Source organism: Rhodococcus quanlei (assembly GCF_055231015.1).
Genome location: NZ_JBUYWD010000007.1, coordinates 17,458 through 31,877 on the forward strand (window position 1 = coordinate 17,458; position 14,420 = coordinate 31,877).

The 14,420-nt window shown below is 65.0% G+C and carries 1 protein-coding gene and 1 pseudogene; both read left to right on the forward strand.

Going from position 1 to position 14,420, the window contains the following annotated elements:
- Positions 1–27: 27 nt before the first annotated feature.
- Positions 28–13,326 (forward strand): annotated as a pseudogene (locus ACZI8Q_RS05475) (non-ribosomal peptide synthetase); the annotation flags it as partial.
- Positions 13,323–14,342, forward strand: coding sequence for an alpha/beta hydrolase (locus ACZI8Q_RS05480; RefSeq protein WP_463372490.1), 1,020 nt, complete (start codon positions 13,323–13,325; stop codon positions 14,340–14,342). The pseudogene ACZI8Q_RS05475 and the gene ACZI8Q_RS05480, both read left to right, overlap by 4 nt.
- Positions 14,343–14,420: the final 78 nt, after the last annotated feature.

The window sequence follows — 14,420 nt, forward strand, 5'->3', positions numbered from 1 at the left end:
GTGTCCTACTCGGAGCTCGAGGCCCGCTCGAACCGACTGGCCCGGGTCCTCGTCGGACGAGGGGCGGGTCCCGAAACGGTGATCGCGGTGGCGCTCTCGCGCTCCGAGCTGTCCGTGACCGCGGTGTGGGCGGTGGCGAAGGCCGGTGCGGCGTTCGTTCCTGTAGACCCCACCTACCCGTCCGACCGCATCGAACACATGCTGATCGATTCTCGGGCGGTTCTGGGTCTGACCGACCCCGCATCTGCAGAAAGCTTGCCCGCCGGTACCGACTGGCTACTGATCGACGATCCGGAACTGGGTCGGGACCTTGCTGCCGATCCGCTCACCGACTCCGATCGCACTGCGCCGCGTCCGGATCACCCGGCCTACCTGATCTACACCTCGGGTTCGACAGGCATGCCCAAGGGCGTCACCGTCACCCACGCCGGCCTCGGCGCATTCGCCGCAGAGCAGGTACAGCGATACGAAGTCGACCACCGCAGCCGGACGCTGCACTTCGCTTCCCCGAGTTTCGATGCGTCGATTCTCGAACTGCTGATGGCCTTCGCTGCGGGCGCGACCCTGGTGATCGTGCCCAATGGTGTGTACGGAGGACGCGACCTTGCCTCCCGCCTCCACGGCAAGCGGGTCACCCACGCCTTCGCCACACCGGCGGCGCTCGCGACGATGGACCCACAGTCGCTGCCCGAACTCGGCACCGTTGTGGTGGGCGGTGACGCCTGCGATGGCGCACTGGTCGAGAAATGGGCGCCGCACCGCCGCATGTTCAATGCGTACGGTCCCACCGAGTCCACGGTCATGGCCACCATGTCGGGCCCGATGACGGTCGGGCATCCGGTACTGATCGGGGCCCCGATTCGCGGAACCACTGCGCTGGTGCTCGATTCGCGGTTGCACCCGGTTCCCGACGGTGTCGTCGGTGAACTGTATTTGGCCGGCCCCGCGCTCGCCCGCGGCTACCACGACCGTCGCGCGCTCACCGCAGAACGATTCGTCGCGAACCCGTTCGCACCCGGCCGCCTGTACCGCACCGGGGACCTGGTGCGGTACACCACGAACGGTGAACTCGAGTACCTCGGGCGCGCCGACTTCCAGGTGAAGATTCGCGGCTTCCGCATCGAACTCGGCGAGATCGACGCCGCCCTCGCCAGCCACTCGAGTATCGAGTTCGCAATCACCTCGGCAGTATCGGTCCGCGGCAATATGACTGCCCTGGCGGCCTACGTGCTGCCCGCCGACAATCACTCCGTCGACCCGGTCGAGGTGACCGCGCACGCGGCGCGCGTCCTGCCCGCCTATATGGTGCCGTCCACGGTGACAGTGCTCGATCGCATTCCGCTCACCCCCGCAGGCAAGGTCGATCGTGCGGCGTTGCCCGAACCCGTTTTCGTCGGCCACGAGTATGTGGCTCCACGATCCGACACGGAAAGGCTCGTCGCCACCGTGTTCAGCGAGGTTCTCGGTGCAGACCCCGTGGGCGTCGAGGACGACTTCTTCGACCTCGGTGGAAACTCGCTCAGCGCCACCCGGGTGATCGGCCGAATCAACGAATCACTCGGCACATCGCTGGCGGTTCGAGTGATCTTCGAAGCGCCGGGCGTTGCTGCGCTTGCGGAGGCGTGCGCCGCCGCCGAACGCGGCGACCGTCCCGCGTTGGTAGCCACCGAGCGACCCGAACGTATTCCACTGTCCGTGGCGCAGTCTCGGATGTGGATCCTCAACCGGTATGCCCCCGAATCGGTTGCCTACAACATTCCACTCGTGTTGCGACTGTCGGGAAACCTCGACAGCGCTGCGCTCGGTGCGGCAGTGCGTGACGTTCTCGGCCGTCACGAAGCGTTGCGAACGGTGTACCCCGAATCGGTGGACGGCCCGTACCAGCAGATCGTTCCTGTTGCAGACCTCGAGGTGGACCTCGAACCGCGTCCGGTCGAGGACGAAGACCAATTGTTCGGGTTGGTGACCGAAGACCTGTCCACCGGATTCGACGTCACGTGCTCAGTTCCGCTGCGCAGTAGGTTGTATCAACTGTCGGCCGACGCCCATGTTCTCGTTGTCGTGGTGCATCACATCAGCGCGGACGGCGCGTCGATGACGCCTCTCGGGCGGGATCTGATGCTGGCCTACGCTGCACGCGCCGACGGCCAGGCGCCCGAGTGGGCGCCGCTCGAGGTTCAGTACGCGGATTACAGCGTGTGGCAACGCAATCTTCTCGGCTCCGAAGCCGACGACCGAAGCATTGCCGCGCGTCAAGCCGCCTATTGGGTCGAACAGTTGCGGGCGATCCCGGATCTGCTCGAGCTTCCCACCGATCGGCGACGGCCGGCCGTGGCATCGCTGAGCGGGGAGGTCGCCACCTTCCACCTCGACGCCGCGTTCGTCGAGCAGGCCACCGCACTTGGACGCGCCCACGGCGCCACCCTGTTCATGGTGGTTCATGCGGCACTCGCCACCCTGCTCGCACGGATGTCGGCCACCTCCGACATCGTGGTGGGCACCCCCATCTCAGGGCGCGGTGAGCGGGCGCTCGACGATCTGGTCGGCATGTTCGTGGGCACGCTGGCGCTGCGAACCCAGGTCGATCCGTCGGCCTCGTTCACCGACCTGTTGGAGCATGTTCGCGAGACCGATCTCGCGGCCTACGGCAATGCGGATCTGCCGTTCGAGCGGTTGATCGATCTGCTGCGACCGACCCGCTCGCAGGCCTATGCGCCGATCTTCCAGGTCGCACTGTCGCTCGAGGACCAGAGCGTGGATCAACTCGAACTTCCCGGGTTGGCCGTGACGGCAATGGATCTCGGCGCCGCACCCGCAAAGTTCGACCTGCAGGTGACCCTGCGTAGGCACGGCGCCGGCATGGCGGTGTCGTGGATCTTCGCCACCGATCTCTTCGACCGCGCCACCATCGATTCGTTCTCGGCTCGCTTCGAACGAATCCTGCGCGAGGCAGTCACGCATCCGGGACAGGCAACCGGTGACCTGGACGTCCTCGACTCCGCCGAGCGGGAGGAGCTGACCACCCGCGCCGGTACACCCGCCGCGGCCGCGTGCACGTTGCCCGACATCCTGGCGCACGGTGCACAGATCGGCGCGACTGCGCTCGTCTCCGAGGAAGGTGAGCTCTCCTACGCGGACCTCGACGCACGGTCGAACCAGTGGGCGCGCGTACTCATCTCCCGTGGTGTCGGGCCTGAAACGGTGGTAGCGCTGGCGCTTCCGAGGACAGCGCCGGCGGCGGTCGCGGTGTGGGCGGTGGCCAAGACTGGTGCAGCCTACGTTCCCGTCGATCCCAGCTACCCCCGTGAACGGATCGAGCACATGCTCACCGACTCCGGGGCCGCACTGGGATTGACCGATACCGCCACCGCTACAGCGCTGCCCTCGGACGCCGAATGGTTGCTGCTGGATGATCCGTCACTGATCGATGCCGTTCCCGACACAACTGTCACCGACCGCGACCGAACATCGGTGCTGCGCCTGTCGCACCCGGCGTACCTGATCTACACCTCGGGCTCGACCGGAACACCCAAGGGCGTCACGGTTACCCACTCCGGTCTGAGCGCGTTCACAGCGCAAGCGCTCCCGCAGCTGGCCACCACAGCCGGGTCGCGGGTGCTTCGCCTGTCCTCGGCGAGCTTCGACGCCTCCGTGTTCGAAATGATCCAGGCGTTCAGTGCGGGAGCCACCCTGGTGATCGCACCCCCAGCAGTGGTGGGCGGCGAAGATCTCACCGCGCTGCTTCGTGATCAGAGAGTCAGCCATGTGCTCACCGCTCCGGCCGCACTGAGCACCGTCGACGCGAGCGAACTCGACGATCTGCGCACCGTGGTCGTCGGTGGCGAGGTGTGCCCTCCCGCCCTGGTCGAGCAGTTCTCTGCGGGGCGCCGGTTCTTCAACAGTTACGGTCCCACGGAGACCACCATCGTCGACACCATCGGCGAACCGCTGGCCCCGGGCGCCGACATCACCATCGGACGCCCCCTCGACGGCACCCAGGCACTCGTCCTCGACTCCCGCCTGCGGCCTGTGCCCAGCGGTGTCCTGGGGGAGCTGTACTTGTCCGGTCCGGGCCTGGCTCGCGGGTATCATGCCCGGCTCGGCCTGACCTCGGAACGTTTCCTCGCCAACCCGTACGGGCCCGCCGGATCCCGGATGTATCGCACCGGAGACCTGGTGCGGTTGCGGGGCGACGGACAACTCACCTATGTGGGCCGCTCCGACGCTCAGATCAAACTGCGTGGCCTGCGAGTAGAACTCGGTGAGGTCGAGGCCGCGCTCGCCCGGCACCCCGAGGTGGTCGCCGCGGCTGCCGCCGTGCATCAGCACGGGAAACTCGGCGATCAACTGGTGGGTTATGTGGTGCCCACCTCGGGCGCGGAACCCGACGAATCCGAGGTTCTCGAGGGGACAGCGGCGTTGCTGCCTCGCGCGCTGGTACCTGCCACAGTGCTTACGCTCGACAGCCTCCCGGTAACCCCCGCCGGCAAGGTCGACCGGGCGGCGTTACCCGTACCGACCTACGCCGCACGGACTGCGTTCCGGGCTCCGACGACCGACACTGAGGTTCTCGTCGCGGAAGTTTTCGCCGACGTGCTGGGCGTCGAGCGAATTGGCCTCGACGACGACTTCTTCGCGCTCGGCGGAAACTCGTTGATCGCGACCCAGGTTGCGGCTCGTCTCGGACGCGCGTTCGATACTCGGATCACGGTGCGTGAGGTATTCGAGACGCCGACCGTACAAGGCCTTGCACGCGGTATCCCGATTCAGCTCGGCGTCGGCCACGTCGCTCTGACCGACGGCCCCAGGCCGGAGCGAATCCCGTTGTCGTTGGCGCAGAACCGGATGTGGTTCCTGAGCCAGTTCGACCCGGAGTCGGATGTGTACAACATTCCGCTCGCAATCCGGTTGACCGGGACGTTGAACGCCCCGGCGCTCGAGCACGCCGTCCATGATGTGCTGGAGCGTCACGAATCACTTCGGACGGTGTTCCCCGACGACGGTGACGGTCCGGCTCAGGTCGTCCTGCCTGCCGATCGAGTCGAACTCGATCTCGTCCCGGTCCCCGTGACGGAGGTCGAGCTTCCAGACGAGATTCGGCGCATTATGCACGGCGGTTTCGACGTCACCGCGGAAATCCCCATCCGCGGGAAGCTTCTGAGCGTTGCTGACGACGACTTCGTGCTCGTGATCGTGGTGCATCACATCAGCGGTGACGCAGTATCGATGGGGCCGCTCGCCCGTGACGTGATGATCGCTTACAGCGCGCGGTCGGAGGGCGTCGCCCCGTCGTGGACGCCGTTGCCGGTTCAGTACGCGGATTTCGCGCTTTGGCAACGTGCAATGCTGGGCGCCGAGACCGATTCCGAATCCCTTTCGGCGCAGCAGATCCAGTACTGGCGAGAGACGTTGACAGGACTTCCTGACGTATTGGAACTTCCGGCCGACCGAGCTCGGCCGCCTGTGCCCTCGCAACACGGTGATGCCGTGCCGTTCGACGTTTCGGCGGCGACGGTTGTCGGGCTCGAGCAGATCGCCCGGGATCTGGGAGCTTCACTGTTCATGACGGTGCACGCGGCGTTGGCGGTGGTGCTGGCGCGGTTGTCGGCGACGTCGGATATCGCCGTCGGCACTCCTGTAGGTGGTCGTGGTGAGCAGGCGCTCGACGATCTGGTGGGGATGTTCGTCAACACTGTGGTGTTGCGTACCCCGGTCGTGGCGGACGAAAGTTTCGCCCACCTGCTGGCGCGAGTGCGCGATATCGATCTCGGTGCGTACGGTCACGCCGACATCCCCTTCGAGCGTCTCGTCGACGTCCTGTCTCCAGTTCGCACGCAGGCACATACGCCGTTGTTCCAGGTGGTGTTGTCTTTCGAGCATCGCAGTACTACTCGTTTCGAGTTGCCGGGCGTGACCGTGGAGCCGATCTCGTTCGATTCCGATACAGCCCAGTTCGATCTCGCATTCGTGTTGTCCGAGAACGACTCCGCTGCTGATGAATCCGCGTCCGGCTTGTCGGGTGTCTTGCGCTTTGCGACCGATTTGTTCGACCGGGCGACGGCGCAGGAGTTCACCACTCGGTTCGCTCGTGTGCTCGATGCGGTGGCAGCCGATCCCGATGTGATTGTGGGCGATATCGAGATTCTGGATTCGGACGAAAGCGCAGCCGCGGTGGTGGCCGGTGAGCCTTCGGCTTCGCCGAGCACACTTGCCGGTCTGATCGAGGCTGCCGTCCGGGTCGATCCGGACAGGTCGGCGTTGAGTTGGCGGGGCCGCGAGTACACCTATCGTGAGGCCGACGAATGGTCGACGCGTTTGGCCCGGGTGTTGCTCGATCATGGTGTCGGGCCGGAAACGTTTGTTGCTCTGGCCTTGCCGCGGTCGGTCGAGTCCGTGTTGGCGGTGTGGGCGGTTGCCAAGACCGGTGCCGCGTATGTGCCGGTCGATCCGTCCTACCCGGCGGACCGTATTGCCCACATCCTTGGTGATTCGGGGGCCGGCCTCGGTCTGACGTTCTCTGGCGAGTTGGACGTGCTGCCCGACACCGTTGCCTGGTTGGCACTCGATGCCGGGTCCGTCACGGATCTTCTCGAATCGGTGAGTGCGGAACCGATGACCGACACGGACCGGACCCACCAGGTCGGTGTCGAGAATTCGGCGTACATGATTTACACGTCGGGTTCGACGGGGCTGCCCAAGGGTGTTGTTGTCACCCATGCCGGGTTGGCGAATCTGGCGGTGGAGCGGCGTGAGCATTACCGCATCGACGGATTCTCGCGATTTTTGCACAAGGCCTCGCCGAGTTTCGATATGGCGGTCGGGGAGATGGTCTCTGCCTTGAGCGCGGCGGCCACACTGGTGATCGCACCACCCGGGGTGGTCGGTGGTGACGAGCTTTCCGAACTTCTCGATCGTGAGCAGGTCACACATGCATTGATCACTCCGGCGGTGCTGGCGACGATGGACCCCGATGGGCACCGGCAGTTGCGGGTTCTCGGTGTCGGCGGCGAAGCGTGTACCCCGGAACTGGTTGCTCGCTGGCAGCCCGGACGCACCATGCTCAACGGGTACGGGCCGACCGAAGCCACGGATATTTCCACTGTCGGCGACCTGATGGTTGGTGTGCCTGTGACGATCGGCTCTCCGGTGCGCGGCTTCGACGTTCTCGTCCTCGACGCCCGGCTGCATCCGGTACCTGCCGGAGTCCTCGGCGAACTGTATGTGGCGGGGCCGGCGCTGGCTCGCGGCTACCACCGCCGGCACAGCCTCACCTCCGAACGGTTCGTCGCCAACCCGTATGGGGCGGCGGGTGAGCGGATGTACCGCACCGGCGATATCGTCCGCTTGACCGGAACTGGGGAGCTGGAGTACTTCGGTCGTGGCGACAGTCAGGTGAAGATCCGAGGTAACCGGATCGAACTCGGCGAGATCGAATCTGCTGCCACACAGCATGACACGGTGGACCAGGCTGTTGTCCTGGTCAGTGATACCTCGGCAGGTCAACGCTTGGCCGCCTACCTGGTGCCTGTCGATGGCCAGGTGGTCGATGCGGATACGGTTCGTCGTCATCTGCAGGATGTGTTGCCGGCGCCGATGATCCCTGATGCCTATGTGGTGCTCGATGTCTTGCCTGTGACGGTGAACGGCAAATTGGACCGTAAGGCCCTGCCGGAACCGGTGTTCAGTACGCCAGCCGCACGCTTCCGTGCAGCGACCACAGCCAACGAGAAGATTCTGGCGACCGTGTTCGGCGAACTGCTCGGAATCGAAAACGTGGGTATCGACGATTCCTTCTTCGGGCTGGGAGGCGACAGCATCGCCTCGATCCAGCTGGCGTCGAGGGCCAAGGCGCAAGGGCTGATCATCACGCCTCGCGACGTGTTCGAGCACAAAACGGTTGCCGCGCTCGCCGCGATTGCGACACCTGTCACCGAATACGAACCTGTCGTACTCGAGGAACTGCCGGGGGGTGGAATCGGCACGCTGCCACTCACCCCGGTGATGCGTGTGGTCAACGGACGTGGCGGAACCATGGACCGCTATTCGCAGTCGGTCGCGCTGGAGTTGCCGGTTGGGATCGACAAAGCGGGCGTGATTGCGACTCTGTCCGCGATCGTCGATCACCACGACATGCTCCGCGCCCGCCTCGTCGACGACGAGAGCCTCGAGGTGTCGCCTGCCGGCACCGTCGATATCGCAGCCCTTGTGCACCGAACGGACTGGGAGTTGGGCAGCGATCCGACCGAACTGGCCCGACGGGAGATCGATGCGGCGCTGGACCGCCTCGATCCGCGTGCCGGCATCATGTTGCAGTGCGTTTGGCTCGACCCGGTGGGTGCGCCTACACAGAGTGGTCGTCTGATCGTGGCCGCGCACCACCTCGTAGTCGACGGTGTGTCCTGGCGAATCCTGATTCCCGATCTGATTGCCGCCTGGGCTCAGATCTCCTCGGGTGAGCAAGCGGTGCTTCCGCCCGTCGGTACGTCCATGCGACGGTGGGCGCACGCCCTCACCGAAAGCGCGCAATCAGAGCAGCGTCTTGCGGAATTGCCACTGTGGCAAGCGATCCTCGACGGTCCGGACCCGATACTCGGTGCGCGGCCCTTCGACCCAGCGATCGACGTGTTGTCGACGGTCGACCATGTGCGTTTTCAACTCGATCATTCGGTGACCCAGTCCCTGATGACCTCCGTTCCGGCCACGTTCCGGGGCGGCGTGGGTGATGGCTTGATCGCCGCGTTCGCTTTGGCCGTGAAAGCGTGGCGACGACGGCGAGGGATCGACGAAGACTCGCTGCTCCTGCAGCTCGAAGGACATGGCCGTGAGGAGGAGGCAGCGTCGGGCGCGGACCTTTCCCGCACGGTCGGGTGGTTCACGAGTGTGTACCCGGTCCGGCTCGACCTCGGGAGTATCGACGTTGATACCGCCCTGTCGGGCGCAGTTGATACCGCCCTGTCGGGCGCAATCGACACATCCCGCGCCGTCAAAGCCGTCAAGGAACAGCTTCTCGCAATACCCATGCGGGGGCTGGGCTACGGTTTGCTGCGTCATCTCAACTCCGAGACGGCAGAAGTGCTGCGCGATGTTCCGACACCCCAGATCAGCTTCAACTATCTGGGCCGGGTGTCCGAGGGCGATATTCCGGAGGAGTTTGCGCATCTCGGGTGGACTCCGGCCACTGATATCGGCGACCTTCACGGGGTCGGAAACGACGACATGCCTGCCGCCGCCGTTCTCGATGTCAATGCGATCGTTACCGGTGCGGGCGACGAATCTCAGCTCAGCGCCACATTCTCGTTTCCGCGGGGATTGCTGTCGACCGCGGACGTCGAGGAGTTGGCCGATCTGTGGACCACGGCTCTCACCGCGATTGTGGATCAGGTGGACAGCGGAACCGCGGGGGGCCTCACCCCGTCCGATGTGCCGCTCGTCCACGTACATCAGCGTGACCTGGAGCTGTGGGAAGAGCAGTACCCGGAATTGTCCGATGTGTGGTCACTGTCGCCGTTGCAGCACGGCCTCGCGTTCCACGCACAACTCGCGCACGACACGGTGGACGTGTACACCACCCAGACGGTCCTCGAAATCGGTGGTGTGGTCGATGCCGATCGCATGCGTACCGCGATCTCCGCGCTGTTCAGTCGGCATGCCAACCTTCGGACCGCGTTCGTCGGCTCGGAGACGGGTGAACTCGTGCAGTTGGTCCTCGAACATGTGGAGGTTCCGTGGCGAACGGTGCTTCTCGACGGGATGAGCGAAGCAGACCGGGCCGAGGCGCGTGAGGAAGCGCTGGCCGCCGACCGCGAACGACAGTTCGACCTGGCGTCTGCGCCGCTGATGCGCTTCACCTTGATCGACGGCGGGGACGGACATCACGCGCTTGCGGTGACGCTGCATCACATTCTCCTCGACGGCTGGTCGATGCCACTGCTGCTCGAAGAACTGTTGGTGCTGTACGCCACCCGCGGCGATACCGCGGTGTTGCCGCGAGTTCCCTCCTACCGGGCGTTCTTGTCCTGGTTGGCCTCGCGTGACCGGGCCGCATCCCAGCGCGTGTGGGCTGAGGCTCTCGCCGGTGTCGAACAGCCGACCCTCGTTGCCGCCGAAGGATCCGGTGAAACGGAGGATTCGACGGTCGCCGCGATGGAGGGGGACCTCGGTGCTCAGTTGTCCGCCGAGCTCACGGCGCTGGGCGGCGAACTCGGCGTAACCCTCAATACGCTTGTTCAGACGGCGTGGGGAATTCTGCTGTCCCGCATGCTCGGCCGCGATGATGTGGTTTTCGGTGCGACCGTATCGGGACGACCCGCAGACCTCGAAGGTGTCGAGTCGATTGTCGGTCTGTTCATCAACACCTTGCCGGTTCGGGTGCGGGTGGACCCCTGCGAGTCCGCCGCCGACCTCCTGACCCGTGTGCAGAACGAACAGGCCACCCTGCTCGATCACCATTACGTCGGGCTCAGTGAGATACAGCAATCTGCGGGCAGTGGAGCGCAATTCGACACTCTGACGGTGTTCGAGTCGTATCCGGTGGACGCAGACAAGCTGTCCCAGGCCAATTCGATCGATGGCATGACAGTTCTCGGCGTGTCCGGTGAGGACGCTACGCACTACCCACTCACGCTCACCGTGGTGGCCGAGGAGAGTCTGCGGTTCACGCTGCGGTATCGCACCGATGTCTTCGACGAAGCGTATGCGAGTGCACTGCGCCGCAGGCTGATGATGGTGCTCTCGGAGCTGGTGGCCGATCCGGCCGCACCTGTCGATCGGATCGAGATTCTCGACGCGGCCGAACGTGCCGCTCTGACGCCGGTTCGTGGTTTGCCATCGTCGGCGCCCGCCACACTCCCGGAGATCATCGGCGGTGCTGCGCGCGCTGCCCGGGACCGGATTGCGCTGTCCTGGACGGGCCGTGACTGGACGTACGGTGAGGCCGATGATTGGTCGAACCGATTGGCCCATCTCCTGATCGCACGCGGTGTGGGGCCGGAGACGTTCGTAGCGGTGGCGTTGACGCGATCGGCCGAGTCGGTGCTGGCTGTGTGGGCGGTTGCCAAGACCGGTGCCGCGTACCTTCCCCTCGACCCGAGCTATCCGGCGGAGCGTATCGATCACATGGTGACCGATTCGGGTGCCCGAATCGGCATCACGGTGTCGGAGGTGCGCGATGGTTTGCCCGACGGTGTGCAGTGGTTGGATCTCGACGCCCTTCTCGGCGAATTCGAGGCAGCATCGATCTCCGCGGTGGCCGATTCGGACCGAACCCGGCCGCTGCGCGTCGAGAATCCGGCGTACATGATCTACACGTCGGGTTCGACGGGCAGACCGAAGGGTGTTGTCGTCACCCATGGCGGCCTTGCGAATCTGGCTGCGGAGCGTCGTGAGCATTACCGGGTCGACGCGTCCTCGCGGTTCCTGCACAACACGTCACCGAGTTTCGATATGGCAGTCGGGGAGATGATGTCGGCATTGTCCGCATCCGCCGCGTTGGTGATCACCCCACCCAGTCTGATCGGTGGGGAGGACCTGACCGTGTTCCTTCGGGACGAGCGCGTCAGCCACGCCCTGATCACACCCGCCATGTTGTCGTCGATGGACCCAGGTGGGCTCGAGGATCTACGGGTTCTCGGTGTCGGCGGTGAAGCGTGCACTGCGGAGTTGGTGGCACGGTGGCAACCTGGCCGGACCATGCTCAACGGCTACGGCCCGACGGAGGCCACCGACATATCCACGGTCGGTGATCTGGTGTCGGGTTCGCCCGTGACGATCGGGCGTCCGGTGCGCGGCTTCGAGACTGTGGTTCTCGATGCTCGGTTGCGTCCGGTTCCGGTGGGTGTGGCCGGCGAGTTGTACGTGGCGGGACCGGCTTTGGCGCGTGGTTATCACCGCCGGTTCGGCCTCACCTCCGAACGGTTCGTCGCCAACCCGTACGGGGCGCCGGGTGATCGGATGTATCGCACGGGCGATGTCGTTCGGTGGACTGCGTCGGGCGAACTCGAGTACAGCGGCCGGTCGGATCACCAGGTCAAGATTCGGGGGTACCGCATCGAACTCGGCGAGATCGACGCGGCGGTAATCGAACACCCGGACGTCGACTACGTGATCACACTCGGCAGGCCCGGACCCTCCGGAGACCAGGTACTGGTGTCCTACGTCGTGCCCACCCCGGATGTTGCGCCCGACTCCGCACACGTAAGGGCCTTCGCCTCGGAGTTCTTACCCGCGCACATGGTGCCGTCGGTGGTGGTGTGCATCGATTCCGTCCCACTCACCCCCACCGGCAAACTCGATGTCGCGGCGTTGCCTCGCCCCGATTTCGCGGCCGCCGAATATCGATGCCCGGCGCAAGGGTACGAGAGCATGGTCGCGACCGTCTTCGCCGAGGTCCTCGGGCTCGAGCGGGTCGGCGCCGACGGCAACTTCTTCGACCTCGGTGGTAACTCGCTGTCGGCGATGCGTGTGGCGAGCCGATTGCGAGACAGCACTGATGTCATGGTGTCGCTGCAGTGGCTCATGACGGAGCCGACCCCGGCACGAATCGCTGCCCACATGAACGCGGCCGAGGGCGCGAATGCAGGGGACTCGAATGCGGGGGACTCGGCGCTCGACGTGGTATTCCCGATCCGATCGGGCGGTTCGGGCAGTCCGGTGTTCTGGATCCACCCGATCAGTGGATTGTCCTGGTGCTACACCGGGTTCGCCGACCATATCGATCCCGATCGACCGATGTTCGGTATCCAGACTCCTGCCGTAGTGGGGGAGGCGCTGCCGGACTCGATCGACGAACTCGCGGTGCGTTACCTCGCCGAGGTCCGCAGAATTCAACCGGAAGGGCCGTATGACCTGGCCGGATGGTCGATCGGCGGTGTGATCGCGCACGCGATGGCAGTGCGATTGCAGCAGGTCGGGGAGACGGTGACGTCGCTGGTGATGCTCGACAGTTTTGCGGACCTGCAACAGTCCGCCTCAGCCGATGAGGTGGCCGACCCTGCACTGGGTGAGGATGTCGAGTCGATGCTGGCGGTCTTGACCGGCGAGCAGGTTCACCACCTGATGGCGGCTGCAGACCACAACGCAGGTCTCATGCGGGCTCACCGTCCCGGTGTGTTCGACGGGGACGTACTGTTCTTCACGGCGTCGCACGACGACCCCACACTGAGACTGGCCGCCGAATCATGGAGCCCCTGGGTGAACGGGCTGATCACCAACCATCCGGTGGAATCGAACCACTGGCAGATCACCGAACCCGAAGCCGTCCGAGCGATCGGACCGGTGGTTGCCGAGTACCTCGTGCGAGGTGCACCGAGATTGGAGATCGAACGTTGAGAACCTGCACTGCGGGGGTGGCCGCGCTGGCCGCTGTTCTGCTGATGGCCCTTCTCGCACCAGCTGCGAACGCAGACCCAGGCGAGCCGCCTGCACCGGCACAGCAGACCGAGGCCGGCCGACTCGACCGGATCGAGAAGGTCGACGATCGCCGGTGGAATGTTTTCGTGTACTCACCTTCGATGGACGAGGTCGTCGAATTGCAGGTGTTGCGACCGGCCGACACCAGCGTTCCCCGCCCCACGTTCTATCTGCTCAACGGTGCCGGGGCAGGCGAAGACGGTGCCAACTGGCTCAACAAGACCGACATTGTCGACTTCTTCGCCGACAAGAATGTGAATGTCGTGATTCCGGTCGGTGGCTACATCAGCTACTACACCGATTGGCGCAGCGACGACCCGGTTCTGGGCCGTAACAAATGGGAGACGTTCTTCACGCAAGAGCTGCCGTCGGTTCTCGACGATGCTCTCGGTGCCAATGGCGTCAATGCCATCGGCGGACTGTCGATGTCGGCCGGTTCGGTGTTGGATCTTGCGATCCAGGCGCCGGGTCTGTATCGCGGAATTGCGTCGTACAGCGGTTGTGCAATGACCAGTGACCCGGTGGGGCAGAACTTCGTCCGACTGGTGGTCGAGGCGGTGGGCGGCGGCGACACCCGAAACATGTGGGGCCCACCATCGGACCCGGCATGGGTCGAGCACGATCCTTATGTCAATGCCGAGAAGCTTCGCGGCATCGAGTTGTACATCTCGGCAGCGAGCGGTCTGCCAGGGCCGTACGATTCGGTCGATGCGGTCCGGCCCGCCGGTGCGCCGCCCCTTGCTGACCAGATCGTTCTCGGTGGCGCGATCGAAGCCGCTGCGAGCTACTGCACACACCGTTTTGCGGAACGTCTCGACACTCTCGGTATCCCGGCAACCGTTCAATTCCGTCCGAGGGGCACACATTCGTGGCTGTACTGGGAGGATGCGCTCCACGACTCCTGGCCGGTGATGGCGCGCGCTCTGAACTCGTAGCTTGCGTACCCCTGCATGTCGGCCTTCCTTCGAATCCGGGAGAATCTCCACGGAATCGGTGCCTCGCCCGTAACGTGA